Source organism: Sorangium sp. So ce302 (assembly GCF_051530145.1).
Lineage (GTDB): Bacteria > Myxococcota_A > Polyangia > Polyangiales > Polyangiaceae > Sorangium > Sorangium cellulosum_B.
In genome coordinates this window covers 10,858,439-10,878,966 of sequence record NZ_CP150326.1, presented here as the reverse complement: position 1 = coordinate 10,878,966, position 20,528 = coordinate 10,858,439, and the positions used below count along the sequence as shown (strand labels likewise).

The 20,528-nt window shown below is 72.8% G+C and carries 14 protein-coding genes and 2 tRNA genes; 13 read left to right on the top strand and 3 right to left on the bottom strand.

The features are described 5' to 3' along the window. Positions 1 to 16: 16 nt before the first annotated feature. Complete coding sequence (locus tag WME73_RS41230; RefSeq protein ID WP_437741727.1) at positions 17 to 628, bottom strand: peptide deformylase; 612 nt, start codon at positions 626 to 628, stop codon at positions 17 to 19. Between the two features lie 163 nt (positions 629 to 791). On the opposite strand from WME73_RS41230, the gene WME73_RS41225 reads away from it, so the two are divergent. The 4 genes from WME73_RS41225 to WME73_RS41210 all read left to right on the top strand — a co-directional run bounded on the left by WME73_RS41225 (position 792) and on the right by WME73_RS41210 (position 6,775). Continuing rightward, positions 792 to 3,251, top strand: coding sequence for an MMPL family transporter (locus WME73_RS41225; RefSeq protein WP_437913135.1), 2,460 nt, complete (start codon positions 792 to 794; stop codon positions 3,249 to 3,251). 1 nt (position 3,252) lies between these two features. Continuing rightward, positions 3,253 to 4,662, top strand: coding sequence for a hypothetical protein (locus WME73_RS41220; protein WP_437741725.1), 1,410 nt, complete (start codon positions 3,253 to 3,255; stop codon positions 4,660 to 4,662). Continuing rightward, a complete protein-coding gene (locus WME73_RS41215; RefSeq protein WP_437913134.1) occupies positions 4,659 to 6,014 on the top strand; it encodes a hypothetical protein in 1,356 nt (451 codons plus the stop codon). The genes WME73_RS41220 and WME73_RS41215 overlap by 4 nt, the downstream gene beginning before the upstream one ends. Positions 6,015 to 6,352: 338 nt before the next feature. Continuing rightward, positions 6,353 to 6,775: an RNA recognition motif domain-containing protein gene (locus WME73_RS41210; protein WP_437913133.1), complete on the top strand. Its 423-nt coding sequence runs from the start codon at positions 6,353 to 6,355 to the stop codon at positions 6,773 to 6,775. A gap of 114 nt (positions 6,776 to 6,889) precedes the next feature. On the opposite strand, the gene nhaA is transcribed toward WME73_RS41210, so the two are convergent. Continuing rightward, complete coding sequence (nhaA, locus tag WME73_RS41205) at positions 6,890 to 8,296, bottom strand: Na+/H+ antiporter NhaA (RefSeq protein WP_437741722.1); 1,407 nt, start codon at positions 8,294 to 8,296, stop codon at positions 6,890 to 6,892. A gap of 155 nt (positions 8,297 to 8,451) precedes the next feature. Between nhaA and WME73_RS41200 the strand changes: the two genes are divergently transcribed. The 7 genes from WME73_RS41200 to rpsI all read left to right on the top strand — a co-directional run bounded on the left by WME73_RS41200 (position 8,452) and on the right by rpsI (position 15,343). After that, a complete protein-coding gene (locus WME73_RS41200) occupies positions 8,452 to 9,762 on the top strand; it encodes an MFS transporter (protein WP_437913132.1) in 1,311 nt (436 codons plus the stop codon). Positions 9,763 to 9,820: 58 nt separating this feature from the next. Then, positions 9,821 to 11,656 carry a glutamine--fructose-6-phosphate transaminase (isomerizing) gene (glmS, locus tag WME73_RS41195; protein ID WP_437295205.1) on the top strand — a complete coding sequence of 612 codons (1,836 nt, stop codon included), beginning with the start codon at positions 9,821 to 9,823 and terminating at the stop codon, positions 11,654 to 11,656. A 159-nt stretch (positions 11,657 to 11,815) separates the two neighbouring features. Next, positions 11,816 to 13,576: an ATP-binding protein gene (locus tag WME73_RS41190; RefSeq protein ID WP_437741720.1), complete on the top strand. Its 1,761-nt coding sequence runs from the start codon at positions 11,816 to 11,818 to the stop codon at positions 13,574 to 13,576. A 176-nt stretch (positions 13,577 to 13,752) separates the two neighbouring features. Beyond that, a tRNA-Ser gene (locus WME73_RS41185) sits at positions 13,753 to 13,839 on the top strand. Between the two features lie 105 nt (positions 13,840 to 13,944). Continuing rightward, a tRNA-Ser gene (locus WME73_RS41180) sits at positions 13,945 to 14,029 on the top strand. Between the two features lie 463 nt (positions 14,030 to 14,492). Then, a complete protein-coding gene (gene rplM, locus WME73_RS41175) occupies positions 14,493 to 14,942 on the top strand; it encodes a 50S ribosomal protein L13 (protein WP_437741719.1) in 450 nt (149 codons plus the stop codon). An 8-nt stretch (positions 14,943 to 14,950) separates the two neighbouring features. Then, the gene (gene rpsI, locus WME73_RS41170) at positions 14,951 to 15,343 is read left to right on the top strand and encodes a 30S ribosomal protein S9 (RefSeq protein ID WP_437711475.1); all 393 of its coding nucleotides are present in this window, start codon (positions 14,951 to 14,953) and stop codon (positions 15,341 to 15,343) included. A 220-nt stretch (positions 15,344 to 15,563) separates the two neighbouring features. Here rpsI and WME73_RS41165 read toward each other — a convergent pair whose 3' ends face one another. Further along, positions 15,564 to 17,672, bottom strand: coding sequence for a peptidoglycan DD-metalloendopeptidase family protein (locus WME73_RS41165; protein WP_437741718.1), 2,109 nt, complete (start codon positions 17,670 to 17,672; stop codon positions 15,564 to 15,566). Between the two features lie 117 nt (positions 17,673 to 17,789). On the opposite strand from WME73_RS41165, the gene WME73_RS41160 reads away from it, so the two are divergent. Beyond that, positions 17,790 to 18,662: a tetratricopeptide repeat protein gene (locus tag WME73_RS41160; protein WP_437741717.1), complete on the top strand. Its 873-nt coding sequence runs from the start codon at positions 17,790 to 17,792 to the stop codon at positions 18,660 to 18,662. A gap of 3 nt (positions 18,663 to 18,665) precedes the next feature. Continuing rightward, the gene (locus tag WME73_RS41155; RefSeq protein ID WP_437741716.1) at positions 18,666 to 19,922 is read left to right on the top strand and encodes a DUF2062 domain-containing protein; all 1,257 of its coding nucleotides are present in this window, start codon (positions 18,666 to 18,668) and stop codon (positions 19,920 to 19,922) included. The last annotated feature ends 606 nt before the right edge of the window (positions 19,923 to 20,528 follow it).

Genomic DNA, 20,528 nt, shown 5'->3' with positions numbered 1-20,528 from the left:
GCGCGACGGGCCGCGGTCACGCGCCGAGCGCAGCCCGCGCCTCGGCGACGGACAGGCTGAGCAAGAGCTTCGCCTCCTCGTTGCTGCAGAAGGAGCGCGTGACCATGCGATCGACGTACAGCGTGCCGCGGAGGTGATCGATCTCGTGCTGGAGGATCCGCGCGGGCCAGCCCGTCGCTTCCCACCGGACCTCCTTGCCCTCCTCGTCCACGCCGCTCACCTCGACCGACAGATCTCGCTCGACCAGCGCCATGTAACCCGGGACGCTCAGGCAGCCCTCGAAGAACGTCGTTCGCCCCGCGCCTGCCGCGTCCGGGAGCGACGGGGCGAGGACCCTCAGCGTCGGGTTGATGATCACCCTGAGCGGGAAGGGCACGCGGCCGCGCTCGGCGCGCTGGCCCGCCGTGAGGCGGGACATGAGCTCCTCGCTGTCTTCGAGCACGATCACCTGCTGGTCGACGCCGATCTGCGGCGCCGCGAGCCCCACGCCGGGCGCCTTGCGCATGACGGAGACCATCGTCGAGACGAGGTGCTTGAGCCGCTTCGTCCCGATCTCCTCGGGCGGGACGGGCGCGGCGGGCTTCCGCAGGACGGCTCTGCCTGCGAGGACGATCGGGGGGAGCTCCATGCTGCCGGGATGAATCGGCGCCCTCGTGAGCGCAAGCGTCGTGAGCTCGGGAGCATCGTCCGTGTGGGGGGCCTCGCGGCGAGGCGGGTGTGAGGGTGGATGTCCTCGCGGCGAGGCGGGCGTGAGGGTAGAGGAGCGGCGCCGGGCACGGCCCGGCGTTTCCATGGCAGCACCTCCTCCGCCTCCGTCCGCTCGCGCGGACGCCCCCCGCCGGCCGCTCCGCCTCGTCGTCGTCGTCGCCCTCGCGGCGCTGACGCTCGCCGCCTTCGCCGCCGTGACGCTGCGGCTACAGCTCGAGCCGAACGTCGCCTCGCTCCTGCCGGAGCGCGGAGACGCCGCGGCGCTGCGCCGGTACGTGCGCGGGTTCGGGGGCGGCGACCTCGGCGTCGTGATGGTCAAGGGCGACGACCCCGACGAGAACGCGGCCGTGGCCGCGGAGATCGCGCGGGCCCTCGCGGCGCGCCCGACCGTGCAGCGCGCCGCCGATCGGATCGACGTCTCGCGCTCGCTCGATCCGTGGGTCGCGTTCCGGCACGCGGACGCGCGCGTGCGAGAGCGCCTCGCCGCCGCGCTCTCGCCCGAGGGGATGCGGGAGCGCCTCGCCGAGACGCGCGCCATGCTGCTCGCGCCGGGCGGCGGCGCCGCGGCGGAGACGATCGCGGCCGACCCGCTGCGCCTCTCGCAGCTCGTCTTCGAGTCCGCGGACATCGGATCCGGGGTGCGCACGCAGGCGGACGGCGCCTTCGCCACGGACGACGGCAAGGTGCACCTCGTCCTGGTGCAGCCAGCGGGGCAGGCGCTCCGCGGCGCCGACGCGCGGGCGTTCGTCGCGGACGCGAACGCCGTCCTCGGCCCGATCCGCGCGGCGCACCCCGGGCTCACGCTCGGGCTCACCGGCGGGCACGCCATCGCCGCGGCGACCGAGGCGATGCTCATGCGCGATCTCGCGATCTCGGGGTCGCTCTCGATGCTGCTCGCCTCCGTCGTCTTCGCGCTGCTCTTCCGCCGCCTGCGCGCCCTCGCCGCGGTGATGCCGCCGCTCGTGCTCGGGACCCTCTGGACCGCGGGGCTCGCCACGGCGCTCCCGGGCGGGCTCAGCGCGATCGCCGTCGCCTTCATGTCGGTGGTCGTCGGCGTCGGCGTCGACACCGGCGTCCACGTCTACGCCGCGCTGCTCGAGGCGCGGCGCGAGGGCCTCGATCCGGAGGCGGCCGCGCGCGCGGCGAGGGCGCGGACCTCCCGCGCGGTGCTCATCGCTGCCGTCACGGCGGCGGCGGCGTTCGGGGCGCTCGCGCTGTCGGACATCAACGCGCTCCGGCAGCTCGGGCTCCTGTGCGCCGCGGGCGAGGTCCTGACGGCGATCGCCATCGTCCTCGTGACGCCGGCCGTGGGCGCGTGGCTCGAGCGGGGGACCCCGCCGACCGAGGCGCCGGCGCGCTGGCCCGACGGCATCTACCGGCTGACCCGCACCCGGGGCCGCGCGCTCGCGCTCACGGGGCTCGCGGCGCTCCCCATCGCGGCGGTGTCGCTTGGCGCCTCCCCGCCGCTCGCGGAGGCCATCGTCGCGATCAGGCCGGCCGAGCTCGAGCCCCTCAAGGTACAGCAGGAGATCTTCGACGCGTTCGGCGGGCGGCGAGGGCAATGGGTGGTGCTCCTCGCGGACGGCGACCAGGAGCGCGCCCGCGCGCGCGGCGACCGGATCGCGGAGCGCCTCGCCTCGATGAAGGCCGACGTGGAGGCGGTCGACGCGCTCACCGCGCTCGCCCCCGCCGCCCCGACGCAGGCCGAGCGCTTCGCCGCGCGCGACGCGCTCGACCTGCCCGCCAAGGCCGACGAGCTCGCGCGCGCGCTCCGCGACACGGGCTTCGCGCCCGAGCGCTTCTCGGCGGTGCTCGACGGGATGCGCGCGCCGCCCCGGCAGGAGGTGGCGCTCTCCGATCTCGAGCGCGGCCCCGCGTCCATCCTGCTCTCGCGCTACCTCGGGGCGGACGGGGGCGAGGCGCTCGTCGCGCTGTACGTGCGGCCCCGCGAGACCGGCTCGGTCGCGCAGATCGAGCGCGCGATCCGCGAGGAGGATCCGGGCGCCATGCTCACCGGCTACAGCCGGCTCGAGGCGTCGCTGCGCGAGACGCTCGCGCACGACATGCCGAGGATCGCGCTCGTCGCGGGCGCGCTCGTGCTGCTGGCGCTCTCCGCTTCCCTCCGCAGCGCGCGCGACGTCGCGCTGGCCGCGCTCGTCGTCGCCTCGGAGATCTCCCTCGTCCTCCTGCTGATCCGGGTGCTCGGCATCCCCCTGCACGCGTACGACGCGCTCGTCATCCCGGTGCTGCTCGGGATCACGGTGGACGAGGGCATGTTCCTGCTCCACCGCGCCCGCGACATCGAGGCGGCGGGCGGCGGCGACGCCGTGATCCGCGAGACGCTGCGCCGCGAGGGGCCGGCGATCGCCGCCACGGCGCTGACCACGGCCGCGGGCTTCTCCGCGCTCGCGTTCTGCGGCTTCGACGGCCTCCGCGACCTGGGCCGGGTCGGAGCGCTGGGCAGCGCGGTCGGCCTCGTCGTCGCGCTCCTCGTGGTGCCTGCGGGGCTGCGGCTCTGGCCCCGGGCCCACGGACGCGCATAACATGTCGCCGTTGTCGCCCCGGGGCCTCCTCCTTGTCGCTCTCCTCGCGCTCGCGCGTCCCGCCGAGGCGCAGCCGTCTCCTCCGCCCGCTGCGGCGCAGCCTCCTGCATCGCCGGCGCCGAGGCCGCCGCGCTCGGCCGTGGCTCGCGCCGTCGACGCGCTCGTGCGCTCGCTCGACGCCGTGGACGGCCGCGCGCTCGTGGCCGCCGCGCCGCTGGTCTCCGACGCGCCCGCGCCGCGCGGCGCCCAGCTCGTGGCCACGCTCGCCGCCCAGGTCGCCGGCAAGCTCGGCGCCGGCGTGCGCGCGCAGAAGGACCCGATCCCGCTGCCGCTCGCGCGCGAGGCGGCGCGCGACGACGCGGCGCTCGTCCACCTCGTCGTCGAGATCGCGGCGGGGAAGCTGCGCGTCACCGCGGACGTGTACCCGGTGCCGCGCACCGTCTGGGCGCGCATCCGCGACCCGGAGCCGGGGCCCATCGCCCACGCCTACGCCGAGGCGCCCCTCGACGCGGAGATCCGCAGCTTCCTCGCGCCGATCCCGCTCGTCGCCGCCAGGGTCGACCGCGCCAAGAACTTCGAGGGCGACGTGGTCGCGCTCGCGTGCGGCGATCTCGACGCCGACGGGGCGCTCGAGCTCCTGAGCGTGAGCCGCCGGCGCGTGACGACGCTCCGCCTCCGCGGCGGCCGGGTCGTGCCGCTCGCGTCGCGCCCGTGGCCGGACGTGGTCGCGGTGCACCCGGCGCCGCTCCGCGAGCCGCTCGCGTTCGCCACGCTCGTCGAGCGCGCGAGGGACGGCGAGCGCCTGCCGCCGTTCGCCGACGTCGGGCTCACCGACCGCGCGCGCAGCGTCCGCTTCGACGGCGAGCTGAAGGCGCTCGCCGAGCTGCCGGGGCTGGCGATCCCGGACGCGGGCGGCTCGGCCTGCACGACGGCGTGGGGGCCGCTCCTCACGGGCCCGCTCGGGCCGTGCGCCCCGGCCGATCCCCCGCCGGCGACCGCGTCGCTCTCCGGCCGGTACGACGCGCTCGCGTCGGCGCAGCTCCTGTCCGCGCAGGGCGAGCCCTTCGCGGTCTGGGCGACGCGCGAGCGCGGCGCGGTCGAGCTCCGGGACAGCGCGGGCCGCCGCAAGGTCGTGGGCAGCGCCGGGGCGCAGCTCGCGATCGGCGATCTCGATCAGGATGGAGAGCCCGAGCTGCTCGCCAGCCTCGACGTCCTCGATCCGCTCGAGGATGCCGTCGTGGTCTGGTCGTGGCGGCGCCGGGAAGGCGGCCCGGCCCGCGCGGCGCCAGAGGAGATCCTGCGCTTGCCGGCGCCGGCGGGGGTGCGCGCCCTCGCGGTCTGTCCGCCCGACGGGGCCGGGCGCGCCCCGTTCGCCGTCGCGACGGCGGACGAGATCTGGGTGGTGCGGTGAGCCTCCCGCGCCGCGCCTTCCTCGGCGGCGCCGGCGCGCTGCTCGGCGCGGCCGCCCTCCCGGAGGGCGCGCGTGCGATGGGGCGCACCCCGCTCGGCGGCCGCCTCTCGATGCACCTCCCGTGGCCGACGAGCTCGCTCGATCCGCACGAGCTGAGCGATCCCGCCGCGGCGCTGTTCGCGCCGGCGATCGCCGACAGCCTCTACGGGCTCGACGCGTCCGGGAACCCGTACCCGACGCTCTCGTCCGCGCTGCCGTCGCGCGAGGCGGATGGCGCGGTCGTGCGCCTCCGCGAGGGGTTGCGCACCGCGCGCCTGCTCAAGCTCGACGGCCGCGACATCGTGAGCTCCGTCGAGCGCGCCCGCGCTCGCGGCGCCGCCGCGGCGCTCGCCGACATCCCGAGGCCCGAGCGGCACCCGAGGGATCCGCTCGCCGCGGTGTTCCCGCGCGCGGATCCCGCCCGCGTCGCCCGCGCGCTCGCGTCGCCGATGGTCGCGCTCCTGCCGCGTAGCTTCGACGCTGCGGCGCCGGATGGCACCGGCGCGTTCCGGGCCGACGTCGGCCCGGGGCAGATCACGCTGACGCGCAACGACGTCGCCGCGCGCGGCGCTGCCTTCCTCGACGCGATCGAGGTGATCCGCTCCGAGGACCTGACGACGTCGCTGCGCGCGTTCGAGACCGAGCGTGACGACCTCGGCTGGCTCGGCGCCGGCCTCCACACGAACCGCCGCGGCGCCGTCCGCTTCGATCTGGGCGTCGCCGGGTGGATCGTGCTCACGACGGGCCCCGACGCCGGGCTCTTCGGTCAGCCTGGCGTCGCGCAGCGGCTGGTCGACGCGCTGCCGCCCGAGCGCCTCGCGCACCTCGGCCTCGTCGGCCTCCCGAGGGCGCACGGCGATCCCGCGTGGGGAGGGCCCCCGGCGTCGCTGCTCGTGGACGAGTCAGCCGCCCACCTCGTCGAGGTCGCCGAGGCGGTCGCGCCGATCCTCTCGCGGCCTGGGCACGAGGTCACCGCGGAGCCGGTGGCGCGGGCGGAGCTCGGGCGCCGCCGCGCCCGCGGGAAGGCGACGCTCGCGATCGAGCTGGTGCGCCCGCTCGGCCCCGGGCCCCTCGGCGCGCTGCTCGCCCTCGCGACCGCCGACGATCGCAGCCGCGCCCTCGACCTCGCCCGTCACCCGCCCCGCCTCGTGCCCGGCGCCGCCCCCCGCTCGCTCACCGCGACGCTCCGCCTCGGCGTGGTCGCCGAGATCCGCATCGCGGGCGGCGTGCTGCCGGACGTCGCGCTCGCGCGCGCCGCCAGCGGCGAGGGCTGGGATCTCGGCGCCACCTTCCGCCGCCCAGCAAGGCGCTGATGTGTGCCTACCCCCGCGCGGAAGCGAGCGCGACCGCGCGGGGGCTGTTCGGGACGTCCGGGTGAGCGTCACGGCGATGGGGACCGCTTCGAGTGCTTGCGCGGTGGGGACATTTGGTTACTATCGGCTGGTCACGAACGTCACTGGCACTCGACACGACGCTTCTCTTCTCGGGGATCGCGGATTGATCGCGGACTGGACGACGCAACGTGTGGCGCACCGGGGGCTCCTCCCCAGCGCCGCCCCCCCTCGATCCCCCACGGCTCCATCGGGGCGGCAGGGCACTGTTCGGCACCGAAGCTGACGCATCTCGCAGAGCCGTGAAGTGAATCAGTGTCATGGGTACTCGCCTCTACGTTGGTAATCTCCCCTTCTCCGCCACCAAGGCCTCCGTGCAGGCCGCGTTCGCTCAGAGCGGCGAGGTGACGGATGTACACATCGTGACCGACCGCGAGAGTGGTCAGTCGCGTGGCTTCGGGTTCGTCACGATGGGCACGCCTGAGCAGGCCCAGCAGGCGATCGAGAACATGAACGGCGCCATGATGGACGGCCGTCCGCTTCGCGTGAACGAGGCGGAGGAGCGGGTCCAGCGCGGCGGCGGCGGCGGCGGTGGCGGTTACGGCGGCGGCGGCGGCGGCGGTTACGGCGGCGGCAGCGGCGGTGGTGGCCGCGGCGGCCGTGGCGGTGGCGGCGGCGGTTACGGCGGCGGCGGTGGTGGCGGCCGCGGCGGCCGTGGCGGTCGCGGCGGCGATCGGTACTGAGCCGGGCTAGGCCGATGTTTTAGCGGCGGTGCCTCTCCCCAGAGGCGCCGCCGTTCTCGTTCGTGCGTTGCCTTGTGCGGCGACCGCCGTCACGCGCTCCGAGGCCCCGGTCGATCAGTACTCCGTCGATGCCTCCGCCTCATCGGCCGTCGCGGCGATCTGGCCTGCCTCCGCGGGGCGGAGCACGAGCTTGCCGACGGCCATCCCGACAAGGGCCGAGAACAGCGACCCGAGCAGGACGGCGAGCTTCGCGACCCCGAGCCGTTGCCCCGTTCCGAACGCGAGCCCCGCGACGAAGATCGCCATCGTGAAGCCGATGCCCGCGACGCATCCCACGACGAGCACGCCTCGCCAGAGGACGCCGCGCGGGAGGGCGGCGAGGCCGAGCTTCACCGACAGGAAGCACGCGACCATGATCCCGAGCGGCTTGCCCATCGTCAGGCCGAGGACGACCCCGAGCAGCAGCCGCGTCGAGCCCGCCGCGCCGAGGTGCACGTCGCCGAGGCTCACGCCCGCGTTGGCGAGCGCGAAGAGCGGCATGATCCCGTAGGCGACCCACGGATGCAGCGTGGCCTCCAGGCTCACGACGGGCGGCAGCGCCTCGCGCCGCGCCTGCGCGAGCTGCGCGAGCGGCCCGGTGAGCTCGCGCGCGTCATGCCCGCCGGTCGCGCGCTCCTGGAAGTCCTGCAGCGCCCTCCGGGCCTCGGCGAGGAAGCCCTCCTCGCCGAACCAGGGATGCACCGGCGTGAGCAGGCCGAGCAGGACACCCGCGATCGTGGGGTGCACGCCGGCGCTCAGCAGGCCGGCCCAGATGACGACGCCGGGCGCGGCGTAGACCGCAGGCGAGCGGACGCCGAAGCGCTGAAGCGCGAGCACGCCCGCGATGCCCAGGGCCACGAGCCCGAACCCCGCGACCGAGATGCTCGACGAATAGAAGATGGCGATGACGAGGATCGCGCCGATGTCATCGATGATCGCGAGCGCGAGGAGCAGCACGCGCAGCGCCGCCGGGACGCGGTTGCCGAGCAGCGCCAGCGCGCCGACCGCGAACGCGATGTCCGTCGCCATCGGCACGCCCCATCCGCTGCGCTCCGGCGGGCTCGGGTTCAGCGCGAGGTAGATGAGCGCCGGGAAGAGCATGCCCCCGAGCGCGGCCGCGACGGGCAGCACCGCCCGCTTCAGGACGGAGAGCTCGCCCTGATGGATCTCGCGCCGGATCTCGAGCCCGACGACGAAGAAGAAGATCGTCATCAGCCCGTCGTTGATCCAGAAATGGAGATCGCGCTCGACGACGTAGGAGCCGACGCCGAGCCTCACCGGCGTGTGCCAGAGGCGCTCGTACGAAGCTGCCCAGGGAGAGTTCGCCCACGCGAGGGCCACCGCGGTGGCGATGAGCAGGACGATGCCGCTCGCCGCCTGGACGTGGAGGAACCGCTCGAGGGGCTGGAAGATCCAGAGCGCCAGGCGGCGCGCGGGCAACCAGGTTCCGGGCGGAGCGTTGCGGAGGTCCGAGGTGCCCATCCCGCGCGTACGGTAGGGCGCCCCACGGCGATCGAGAAGCGGCAATGACCCGAGCTCCGCGCTTCCGGGGCGCGGAGCTTGCTCCTTTGCCTGGCGGGCGTCAGAGACCGGCACGCTGAACGCCCCTCGCGCTCGGGGCGGGCCGCTCACAGCCGATGCCTCCTTCCAACCCTTCAGAGCACAGGCCGTCGCCGCGGGCGATATCGCTTTACTACTTCGGTATCTTCGCCGTCCTCGGCGTGTACCTGCCGCTGTTCCCGAGCTGGCTGGAGGCGCGGGGGATCCAGGGTCTCGCGATGGGGGCGATCGCGGCGACGCTCCCGGCGATGGGCCTCATCGCGCCGCCGGTGTTCGGCTTGATCGCCGACTCGCTCGGCGTGCGGGTGTGGCTGATCCGGGCGGCCTGCGCCGGCGCCTTCGTTGTGTTCGCGCTGCTCGCGCTGTCGTCAGCGCTCGGCGTGTCGCTCGGCTTCGCCGGCCTCTTCGTCGCGGCGCTCGCGTTCGCTTTCTTTCGATCGCCGATGTTCATGATGGCCGACGTCGTCGCGGTGGAGGCGTCGGCGAGCTCCGGCATCGCGTACGGCAGGCTCAGGCTCTGGGGCTCGATCAGCTTCGCGCTGATGGCGATCGCCAGCGGAGCCCTCGTCGATCCCGCGCGGCCGGCCGCGTTTCCCGCCACGATCGCTGCCTGCATGCTGATCGCGTTCGCCATCTCGTGGGCCCTTCCGGCGCGCGGCGAGGCGCCCTTCCGTCGGTCCGGCCTGCGCGACGGAGCGGCCGACGCCGCCGGCGCTGCGCGCTCTCCGGCCGCCGGAGGCTCCGTGCGGCAGCGCGCCCGTGCCCTCCTCCAGAGCCACGATTTCCGCCTGTTCCTCGCGGCATCGTTCCTGGCCCAGAGCGCCACCTCTTCGTACGATCTCTGTTACACGCTGCACCTGCGCGACATCGGTTTCCCCGAGTCGCTGGTGGGGGTCGCGTGGGCCGTCGGCGTCGCCGGCGAGATCGCGCTCATGGCGTTCTCCGGTCCCCTGCTCAAGCGGTTCGCTCCGCCCACGGTGCTCGCGTTCGCCTTCGCGGGCGCCTCGCTCCGCTGGGCGTTGCTCTCGTATGTGCGCTTCTGGCCCGCCCTGCTGGCCATCCAGCCGCTCCACGCGGTCTCGTTCGGCATGATGTGGGTCGCCTCGCTCGCTTACACGCGGGATCGCTCCCCGCCTGAGATCCTCGCCACGGCGCAAGGGCTCTTTTCGGCGAGCGCTGGCGCCGGATCCGTCGTCGGGATGCTCGTGTGGGGTGAGCTCTACAAGCGCGGGGGCGGCACCCTCACTTTTGGGGTCGCCTCGATCACGGCGTTGATAGCATTCGTCCTGGCTGTGACCTTCGCGCGATCAACGCGGCCAACGGGACCGACGCGGCGTTCACCGTCAGGGGGCTCAATTTTCTCTGTCAGCTCCCGGTGCCAGGAGTAACGTTCCATTTTCCGCCGCACGCGTAGGCGCGCGCGGGCACTACCTGAACGAGGCGAGCATGTGCGGGATCGTCGGATACGTTGGGTCAAAAAAGGCGGCGCCGATCATCGTCGAAGGGCTACGGAAGCTCGAGTATCGAGGCTACGACTCGGCCGGCATCGCCATTCATGACGGCAAGGGCATCGAGATCGTCCGGACGCTCGGCAAGCTGATCAAGCTCAGCGAGGCGCTCGAGAAGCGGACCCTCGACGGCACGACCGGCATCGGCCACACGCGGTGGGCGACGCACGGCCGCCCGAGCGAGGTGAACGCCCACCCGCACTCCGCGGGCCCGGTGGCCGTCGTGCACAACGGCATCATCGAGAACCACGTGGCCGTCCGGCAGCAGCTGGAGAGCCAGGGGGTCAAGTTCCTCTCCGACACGGACACCGAGATCGTCGCTCACCTCGTCCACCGCGAGCTCCAGAAGGGCGCGAAGTCGCTCTTCGAGGCCGTGCGCGGCGCGCTCCGGCAGGTCCACGGCGCCTACGCGATCGCGGTCCTCTCGCGCGATGAGCCCGACGTCATCGTCGCCGCCCGGTACGGCTCGCCGCTCGTCGTCGGCGCCGGCGAGAACGAGATGCTGTGCGGCAGCGACATCCCCGCGCTGCTCGCGCACACCCGCGACATGATCTTCCTCGAGGACGGCGACATCGTCGAGCTGCGCGCGAGCGGCGTCCGCATCGAGACCGTGGCCGGTGGCGAGAAGGTCGAGCGGCGCGTGAAGCGCATCGACTGGAGCCCCGTCCAGGCGGAGCGCGGCGGCTACAAGCACTTCATGCTGAAGGAGATCCACGAGCAGCCTGACGTCGTCGAGGCCACGCTGCGCGGCAGGATCGATCTCGCCGCCGGCGACGTGCACGCGACCGAGATGGGGGTCACGCCCGAGTTCGCGAAGGAGCTGCGCCGGGTCTACATCGTCGCGTGCGGCACGAGCCACCACGCCGGCATCGCCGGGCGTTACTGGATCGAGCAGCTCGCCAGGGTCCCCACGGTCGTCGAGCTCGCGAGCGAGGTCCGCTACCGCGAGCCGATCTTCTTCCCCGACGATCTCGTGATCGCCATCAGCCAGTCGGGCGAGACCGCCGACACGATCGCGGCGCTCAAGGCGGCGAAGGCGCAGGGCGCCAAGGTGCTGGCGCTCTGCAACGTGCTCGACAGCGCGATCCCGCGCCTCTCCGACGGCGCGCTCTACACGCACGCGGGCCCCGAGATCGGCGTCGCCTCGACCAAGGCCTTCACCACGCAGCTCGCCGCGCTGCTCCTGCTCGCCGTCTACCTCGGCCGCCGCCGCGACTCGCTGCCGGCGGAGCGCGGGCGCGAGATCCTCCAGGCCCTCTGGGAGATCCCGAGCCACATGCGCGAGGTGCTCGGCGACGCCGACTACGTGCACGCGATCGCGAAGCGCCTCGTCCACGCGAAGGACGTCCTGTTCCTCGGGCGCGGCCTCGGCTTCCCCATCGCGCTCGAGGGCGCGCTCAAGCTGAAGGAGATCTCGTACGCGCACGCCGAGGGCTACGCGGCCGGCGAGATGAAGCACGGGCCGATCGCCCTCATCGACGAGGCGCTCCCCGTCATCGTCGTCTGCCCGCGCGACGCGCACTACGACAAGACGTTCTCCAACCTGCAGGAGGTCCGGGCGCGCGAGGGGCAGGTCGTCGCGATCGCCACGAAGGGCGACGAGTCGATCCTCGAGATCGCTCAGCACCACGTCTGGATCCCCAAGGTGCCGGACGAGGTCGGGCCGCTCCTTACCGTGCTCCCGCTCCAGCTCATCGCCTATTACGTCGCCAACCTGAAGGGCAACGACGTCGATCAGCCGCGCAACCTCGCGAAGACGGTCACCGTCGAGTAACGAGCGACGTCGCTCTCGCGGCGCGGCATCCCCGCCGCGGCGAGCGGCCTCCTCTGCCGCGCGCAGCGCTCCTCTGCGGTGCGCGCCCCTCCTTCTTCAGCGCGGGCGCCCCCGCGCCGCGCCTGCGCGCCCGCGCTGGGCCGCGGCTATGCTGCGCGCATGCGCATCCCCGGCAGGACGGAGCGGCGGGTCGTCGCGGCCATCCTCGTGACCGCCCTGATCCCGCTCGTCGCCAGCATCGTGGTCGCCAGGACGGTGATCGCGCGGGTATCGGCGACGGCGTTCCAGCCCGAGTTCGGCGTCCACCTGGACAGGGCGCTCGGCGTGTACGCCGAGCTGGCCGCCGCCATCAAGCAGGGCATGCGCTCCGAGGCCGACGCGATCGTCGCGGCGGACCCGCTGCGCGAGACCGCCTTCACCGGCGACGCGCAGCGCCTCGACGCCGAGCTTGCGCGCATCATCGCGGCCCACCCCGCGCTGGTCTCCCTCCGCGTCGAGCGCTGCGGCGGCGATCTCGTCGGAGCGCGCGAGCGCGGCCGCCCGGTGGATCCGGCGCACGAGAAGACGCTCACGGTCCGGAAGGCGATCGCGCGCGCCCCCGGCCACGCCGCCGAGCCCGGCGATCTCGCGCCCGACGACGGCGGCTGCGACGGCGACGCGCGGACCCTCGTCGCGACGTTCGCCGCGCCGAGCGCGCGCTTCGACGAGCTCGACGCGGCGCAGGCGTTCGCGCAGGCGTACCACGCCCTCGAGCGGGAGCACCGGAAGGAGTACCTCGACGAGAGCTACGGCGACGCCTTCGCCGCCCTGCTCGGCGCGACGATCGTCCTCGCGATCCTCGCCGGCGTGCTCGTGGCGCGCCCCGTGGTCGACCGCATCGCGCGGCTCGCCGCCGCGACCCGGCCCGTCGCGGAGGGCGACCTCTCGGTGCGCGTGGGGCTGCAGGGCGACGATGAGGTCGCCGATCTCGGCCGCGCCTTCGACCGCATGCTCGAGGAGCTCGAGGGCAGCCGCGCGCGGATCGAGTTCCTCAAGCGCATGGGCGAGTGGCAGAAGATGGCGCGGCACCTCGCGCACGAGATCAAGAACCCGCTGACCCCGATCCAGCTCGCCGTCGAGGAGTGCCACCGGCGCTATGCGGGCAGCGACCCGGCGTACCAGCGCTTGCTCCAGACGACGCTGGAGGTCGTCGAGGAGGAGGTCGGCACCTTGCGCCGCCTCGTCGGCGAGTTCTCCAATTTCGCGCGGCTCCCGCGGGCAGAGCTCGAGCCCTCGGATCTCGCGGAGTTCCTGCGCGAGCAGGGCGAGCGCTTCGCCGCGGTCGAGGAGGCGGGGCGCGAGCACGCCTCGGACGAGGCGCTGCTCGGGCGCGTCGATCTCGAGTTCGATGTGCCGGATGTCCCGATGCCGGCCGCGCTCGATCGCGAGATGCTCCGGCGCGCGCTCGGCAACATCGTGCGCAACGCGGCGCAGGCGCTGCGCGACGCGCAGCGAGCGGCGCCCGGCGGAGGAGCCCGAGAGCGCCCGGGCGCCGCTGTGTGGGGCAGCGTTCGCGTCTCGGCGCGGAGCGAGGGGCAGAGCCACCTCATCGCGATCGACGACGACGGCCCGGGCATCGATCCCGCCGTGCGGGACTCGGTGTTCGATCCGTACGTCACGACGCGGTACGACGGCACGGGGCTCGGCCTGAGCATCGTGAAGAAGATCGTGGTCGATCACGGCGGCACCATCGACGTGCTCGAGTCCCCGCTCGGAGGCGCGCGCTTCGTCATCCGGCTCCCGCGCGCAGGCACGCCTGCGGCGCGCGCCGCGCTCGGGGCCGAGGCCTTCTCCGACGGCGATCGCGAGCCTGCGTCCGACGGGGCCGCTCCGACGCGGCCAGCCGCTCGCGGAGGGCAGGCGCCGCGCGGGGCGGGGTAGGGCCGCGCCCGCCGGTGCGGCGAGCGCCAGAGAGCCGCATGCTGGACGACGAGCGCTGCCCGGGAGCGCGCTTCGGGCTGCTCGCGGGGGGCCTCGGCGCCGAAAGCGCACCTCCAGACCGGTCGGTGGTCAGGAGATGCTTGACCAGCCGGCCCCGCTTTGCCATGTTCGCCGGCGGAGAGGTGACCGAGAGGCCGAAGGTGCCTGATTCGAAATCAGGTGTACCCGCAAGGGTACCGCGGGTTCGAATCCCGCTCTCTCCGCTACGCTTGGCTGCTTGCCCCCGTTGAAGCAGGTGGGCTCTGACCGCCCGCTCTCTCTCGAGCGGCGCCGGTCCGGCAGAAGCGGGGCGCGTTGAAGTTGTATCGGGAGAGGTGACCGAGTGGTCGAAGGTGCACGACTGGAAATCGTGTGTACGGCAACGTACCGCGGGTTCGAATCCCGCCCTCTCCGCTGAGCTGAACCGTCGATCGACTCCTTGCCGTGATGAGCTCCTTCAAGCGAGCCAGCAGGACGTCGGCGACCGATGTGACGTGAACGATGAGCGATGAGACGGATCGGCCGGTCGCTCGACCGCCGCGTCTGCTCGTCGCAGTGTTGCCTGGCGCGGCGTTCGGGGGGAGCTTTGGGCTCGTTCGCCGTCGATGCGACCGAGGGGCTGCCTGGTTCAACGCCTTGGCGAGCTGGATGATCGGGAAAATAAGAGAAATCTGGGAGCCCGAGACAAGCCAGGGGTGCAAGGCGGGACCGACGGAACGGACGGAACGCCGACGGTTGTCGACAAACCCCGCTTGACCAACCCTCGCCGGACGATGACGATGCACCCGCAGAAGCCTGAGATGCTTGACAGGCGAAGGGCCGCCTTGTAGAAGTGGCGCCCCTTTTTGGCAGGCGCACTTCCGGAGTTTTTCGCCCAATGAATCCTCAGCCCAAGTCCTTTTCCGCCAAGCCTGCGGAGGCCCGCAACGAGCGTACGTGGTGGGTGATCGACGCGGAAGGCAAGCCCCTCGGCCGCCTTGCCAGCCGCATCGCCACGGTGCTCCGCGGCAAGAACAAGCCCACGTTCACGCCGCACGTCGACACCGGCGACTTCGTGATCGTCGTGAACGCCAAGAAGGTCCTTCTGACGGGCCGCAAGCTCCAGCAGAAGAACTACGTGCGGCACAGCGGCGAGCCGGGTGGCTTCCGTTCCGAGTCGTACGGTCACCTGCTCGAGCGCAAGCCGGAGCTCCCGATCCAGAAGGCCGTGAAGGGCATGCTCCCGAAGAACGTGCTCGGGCGCGAGCTCCTCACCAAGCTCAAGGTCTACGCCGGTCCCGATCACCCCCACGCGGCGCAGCAGCCGCAGCCCCTTAGCTACAGCTGAGCAAAGCCATGACGGAAACGAGAACGTACGCCACTGGTAAGCGTAAGACCGCCGTTGCGCGCGTCTTCCTCTCGCCGGGCACCGGCAACATCAAGGTGAACCAGAGGCCCGCTGACGATTACTTCGTCCGCGAGACCTCGCGCATGGTGATGCGTCAATCGCTGGAGCTGCTCGAGCTGCTCGAGCAGTTCGACGTGAACGCGACCGTGGTCGGTGGCGGCCACAGCGCGCAGGCCGAGGCGATGCGGCACGGCATCGCGCGCGCCCTCTGCGAGCTCGATCCGGAGCGCAGGCCGTCGCTCAAGCGCGCGGGCTTCCTCACGCGCGACGCGCGCAAGAAGGAGCGCAAGAAGTACGGCCAGCCCGGCGCCCGCAAGCGCTTCCAGTACTCGAAGCGGTAGCAGGCCTGGCCGCCGCCCATCGGGATGGACGGCATGGCAAGGACATCGAGGGCGCGAGGGTTTCCCCCTCCGCGTCCTCGGTGCGTTTTGTCTGCCCGATGCCGCGAAGGCGCCGAGGACGGGACAGCTTGTCCCTCGGCGTCTCTTCTCATCGAGCGGACCTCTCGGCCCGCTCGGCCTCCTCTGGTTTCATCGAGCGGACCTCTCGGCCCGCTCGGCGTCACATCGCTTCCGGCGGGCTCTTGAGATCGGCGCCTTCGATGAGCTCGCCCTCGTCGTCCCCGGCGCCTTCCGGCGGCTGCGCTTCTTGCTCGTTCGGTCCGCTCGGTCCGACGTCCGGTGCCGCGGCGGCCGCGGCGGCCGAGGCCTCGCTGCCGGTGGCCGCGGGCGGCGGCGGCGAGGGAGGCTCTGCCGCCTCCGGCTTCGTCGGTTCGGGCGGCGGCTCGGGCAGCGGGATGGCGTCGAGCCGCTTGTCGAGCGCTTCCTTCGCCGCGGCGAACGCCGCGCGATCGATGCCGGGCATCACGCGCTCTCCATCGAGCTGGAGCGTCTCGGCATCGAAGTACTTGCCGTCCCTCTTGGCGCTGAAGTGAAGGTGAGGGCCCGTCGAGCGGCCCGTCGACCCGACGTAGCCGACGAGCTGGTGGGTACCCACCTTCATGCCGGCCTTGATGCCGGGGGCATACCTCGACAGGTGCGCATAGCCGGTGGTGACCCCGTTCGCGTGCGTCACCGTGACCAGGTTGCCGCTCGGACCCGCCGGACCGACCCAGTCGACCACGCCGCGATACGCCGAGTACACCGGCGTTCCCATCGGCGCGCCGAAGTCCGTCCCGTTGTGGGGCATCTTCTTCTTCAGCACCGGGTGCATCCGCTGCGGGTTGAACCTCGACGTCACGGGCGCGCCCGGGACCGGCGCGCGCCAGCCGCCGGCGTGCGGCTGCCGGCCGCGCTCATCGAACGTGCCGCGGGCCTCTTGCCCCTTGAAATCGTAGATGCGCACCGGCTTCTCCGCGGGATCCGCGGGCCGGTACTCGAGCGCGATGACCTTCTTGTACCGGGAGAACATCCCGAGCGCCGTCTCTTCGATGGCGATCAGCCGGACCGTGCTCCCTTCCTCGAAGCTCTCCGTCGAGAGGCGCCCGTTCAGCGCGTCGTCGATCACGTCGAGCACGCCGGGCTCCAGGCCCCCCGCCCGGATCGCGTTGGCGAGATCCTTCCCCACGTAGAAGGAGGCGACGACCTCCTCCTCGGCGATCTTCATGTCGAGCGTGGCGCCCGTGAGCAGCCCGGCCGCGTCGTCCCTCGCCTGGTAGATCTCGCTCGCCGAGACCTCGTACTCGAAGGCGCGGACGCGGCGCGTGGAGCGATCCATCGCGACCGTGAACCGGTCCTTGCGGCCGCACTTGTCGAACTTCCGCAGCCCGTCGAAGGCCTTCATGATCCGGTAGATCTGCGCCTTCGGTACGCCCTTGTCGTCGAGGGCCGCGATGAACGACCGGCGGTCCATCACGTCGCTCACCAGGAGCATGGAAGGATCCTTCCCGAGCTCGGAGATCCGCCATGGGCCGGGCAGCGGGGTGCGCTGCTTGGTCTTCACCTCGGGCACGGAGGACGGCCTGGCGGTCCCGTCCGTACCTGCTGCCGAGGTCGCCGGGCTCGCCGCGACCAGCGCGCGCTCGTCGCGCACCGGGACGCCCTGGATCAGCAGCGCGATGAGCGAGGTGAGCGTCGCGAGGCCGAAGATGCCGCCGAAGACCGCGGTCATGCGCGGCGACAGGTGCGGTCCTGGAGGGGGCCGGCTGAGGCCGGGTGGAAGCCGCGGGCCGTCCGTCGAACCGGGGCCCGCGTGGGGACCGCCGTCCATGAGCGACGGCGTCCGCAGGGGCTGCACGCGCGGATCGCTGCCGCGCGACCAGGGCGCCGATGCGCGCCCGCGAGAAGAAGGAGGAGGGAGCTGCGGCGGCCACGTCGACGCCGCGCGCGCGCGAAGCTCGCTGCTGCGCGACCAGGGAGCGGCCGGAGCGCCCTCGCCCCGGCGATTGCCCTGAAGCGGCGCCGTCAGCGGCGGCGTGGCCGGTCTGCTGGGGGCGTCGAGCGCGTCGTCCGCGACGTCCGCGACGTCCTCGGCCGCGCCGATGCGCACGATCTCCGCGCGCGGCGCGTCCTGCGGGACAGCAGCTCCGGGCTCCACGCGCGGCGCGTCTTGCGGGACAGCGGCGCCAGGCTCCGCCGCGCTGCCGGCCTCTCCGCTCCGCCCCCTGGCGCGGTCCTCGGCGTCCGGCGCTCCGGAGGCCTCGAGCGGGTTCTGGGGTACTGCACTCGGCACGCCGACGTGCGTACCAAGGCATCGACGGGGTTGCAACCGCGCGACTCCCCGGCCGACGCAAGGGTTGCGCGGAAGGCGGATCCCATCGTACGCCGGTCGCGTAAGCTGACGGGCCTGATGGACGACCGGCTGAAGCAACTTCTGGTTCTCGGCAGGGAGCACTACGAGCGGCGCGAGTACGATCTCGCGGAGCACGCCCTGCGGCAGATCATCGAGAAAACCGACCGCTTCGCGGACGTCTACAACATGCTCGGCGTCATTCTCCACGAACGCGGTGATTTCCTCGCGGCCGAGGCCCACTTCGAGCGCGCGGTGCAGCTCAACGCGCACTACACGGAAGCGCTGCTGAACCTCGCCGTCACCTACAACGACCTCGGCAAATACGAGGCCGCGCGGCAGGTCTACTCTCGCATCCGCCGCGGCGAGGGGGGAGGCGGCATCCTCGACCCGTTCGCGCGCGGCAAGATCGCCAACATGCACGCCGATCTCGCGCAGGCCTATGCCGACGCCGGTTGCGCGCAGGAAGCGATCGCCGAGCTCACGCGGGCTGTGGCGCTGTGTCCGACGTTCGTGGATCTTCAGCTGCGCCTCGGGACGATGTACCGCGACGCCGGGAATCTGGCGCTCGCTCGCGAGCATTACGCCGCCGCGCGCGACGCGAACCCGAAGTACGCACCAGCGCGCGTGCTGCTCGGGGTCGCGCTGCTCTCCCTTGGCGCGCCCGATCAAGCGAGCGCCGAGTGGCGCGAGGCGCTCGCCATCGATCCCGACAACAGGACGGCGAAGATGTACCTTCGCACGCTGGAGGCGCAGCGGAGCAGGCGCGCTGCGGGCGCTGTGTCAGGCGAGCCGGCGCCGGCCCCCGCGGCGGGCGGTACGTGGGACGCGCTCGACGAGGCGACACCCACGACCGTGAGCGACATCCTCTCCAAGACGACGGCCGATGCAGCAGGTGAGGCGGATCGTGCTGCACGGGAAAGCAAACCCTGAACGTTGGCGAAATACTCTCTCCTCCGAGAGGAGGCGCGCCGCGCGTGGCGTGAGCTCCGTGGCAGCGAGCTGTCCGCCGGCCGGACCGCTGTGGCGGTCGCGATCGGCCTGTTCATCGGGTCGCAGCCGATCTTCGGCTGCCACACGCCGCTCGTGCTCCTCCTCTGCCTGTGGTTCCGTCTGGATGCAGCGATTGCTTGGGTCGCTGCGAATATCTCCAACCCCTTGTTCGCGCCAGCGCTGCTCACGGCGGAGGTCCAGGTCGGAGCGTACCTCCGTACGGGTCGCTGGCTGCGCCTTTACGAAAAGATGAGCTGGGCGCAAGCGCTTTCGGACTTCCCCGAGTACATGTTCCTCGGCGCCCCGGTGGTCGGGCTCGTGCTCGCGGCGCTCGGCGGCGGCCTGATCTTCGTCCTCGTCACGCTGAAGCGGCGCCGCGCTCCCTCGCAGCAGAGCAGCAGGATGGAGCCGTATCGGCTCCCCGGGGATGCGCCGCCGTGGGTCCACGCGGTCGAGCGCGTCGCCGGGAGGTACAGCCCGCCTGAGGGCGCCACGCCGGCGCAGCGTACCCGCTTTCACTATGTCCGCTTCAAGCTGCTCGGCGACCCCATCGCCCGGTTGATTGCCGACATCGCAGGCGACCGCCCCGGCGCGCTCGGGGAGGTCCTCGATATCGGGACCGGGGCTGGCCAGCTCCCGATTCTCCTGCTCGAGCTGGGGAGGGCCGAGCGCGCGCGTGGGTTCGACTGGGACCGAGCCAAGATAGAGGACGCCCGGCGCGCGGCCGGCGAGGGCTCCGGCGCATCTCTCCCGCGCTCGTCCGGGTCGTCCGGCCCGCCCGGCCCGCAGCGCGCGGCCCACGCCCGCCCTCCGCTGGACGCCGAGTTCTGGTGCGCAGATGCGCGCGAGGCCGAGCTCGGAACTGCAGACACCGTGCTGCTCATCGACCTGCTCCACTACTTCCGCGTGGAAGAGCAGGACGCGATCCTGCGGCGCGCGGCGGCCGCGGTTCGTCCGGGCGGGCGCCTGCTCGTCCGCGAGGCGGACACCGACCGCGGCTTGAGGAGCTCGATCACGCTCCTTGAGGAGCGTGTCTTCACCGCGCTTCGATTCAACCGGGGCGAGCGTGTGCGCTTCCGTCCCGCCCGAGAGATCGCGGCGCTCCTCGAGCAGCTCGGCTTCTCCTGCGAGACGGTGCCCGCCTGGGGGAAAACGCCCTTCTCGAATGTCCTCATCGTCGGGAGCCGAGCCCAGCGCTGAGCCCGAGTCGCCCTTCCCCGGAGCTCTCATCCTCCCACCGCCGCCACCGCGCCCCGCGCGTCAGCGGTCGTTGCCGGGGTGTCCGATCCAGCGTGCGGCCTCTTGTGCATCGCCCAGTTTCTCGATCACCGCGGATGGTTAGAACCTGTCCAGTCGGTTGACGCGTTGGTCTCGCGGCTCCTTTCGGACCATGAGCCGCGCTATCGGGTGGAGCGACCGCCCTGATGGCACAGACCATGCTTGTCCCACGGGCTTGGCGGCGGAGCGCGCTGTCCATGTCCCTTCCTGATCGCTAGAGACCGATAGGCCTCCGGTGGCTCCTCCTTGCCAGGCGTCCGGCTCGCCCACATTGCAAGCCCGCACTATCCGCCTGGGGCGTCCTGTCCAGGTGTCCGTGAAGGTGCGTTGAGCTCCGGGCCGGCCAGGTCCAGTGGGGCTCCGAGGGCGCCGCGTGATCGTCGAGAAGGGCGCCGGATGGGCGGAGCGGGTCAGGCGTTCACAGCAACGACGCTTGCGCGGCGCCGATCGTGCTCTGCCATGTCGACAGTCCCGGCCACGCTCACGGCCCCACGGAGCGAGCACCGCCCGGCGGGAGTCCGGCCCTGG

Excerpts from the sequence above, each read along its gene's own strand:
- rpsI (WP_437711475.1), top strand. The coding sequence starts at position 14,951 with ATGACGGAAACGAGAACGTACGCCACTGGTAAGCGTAAGACCGCCGTT.
- WME73_RS41230 (WP_437741727.1), bottom strand. The coding sequence starts at position 628 with ATGGAGCTCCCCCCGATCGTCCTCGCAGGCAGAGCCGTCCTGCGGAAG.
- glmS (WP_437295205.1), top strand. The coding sequence starts at position 9,821 with ATGTGCGGGATCGTCGGATACGTTGGGTCAAAAAAGGCGGCGCCGATC.
- nhaA (WP_437741722.1), bottom strand. The coding sequence starts at position 8,296 with ATGGGCACCTCGGACCTCCGCAACGCTCCGCCCGGAACCTGGTTGCCC.
- WME73_RS41220 (WP_437741725.1), top strand. The coding sequence starts at position 3,253 with ATGTCGCCGTTGTCGCCCCGGGGCCTCCTCCTTGTCGCTCTCCTCGCG.
- rplM (WP_437741719.1), top strand. The coding sequence starts at position 14,493 with ATGAATCCTCAGCCCAAGTCCTTTTCCGCCAAGCCTGCGGAGGCCCGC.
- WME73_RS41190 (WP_437741720.1), top strand. The coding sequence starts at position 11,816 with ATGCGCATCCCCGGCAGGACGGAGCGGCGGGTCGTCGCGGCCATCCTC.
- WME73_RS41210 (WP_437913133.1), top strand. The coding sequence starts at position 6,353 with ATGGGTACTCGCCTCTACGTTGGTAATCTCCCCTTCTCCGCCACCAAG.
- WME73_RS41200 (WP_437913132.1), top strand. The coding sequence starts at position 8,452 with ATGCCTCCTTCCAACCCTTCAGAGCACAGGCCGTCGCCGCGGGCGATA.
- WME73_RS41160 (WP_437741717.1), top strand. The coding sequence starts at position 17,790 with ATGGACGACCGGCTGAAGCAACTTCTGGTTCTCGGCAGGGAGCACTAC.
- WME73_RS41225 (WP_437913135.1), top strand. The coding sequence starts at position 792 with ATGGCAGCACCTCCTCCGCCTCCGTCCGCTCGCGCGGACGCCCCCCGC.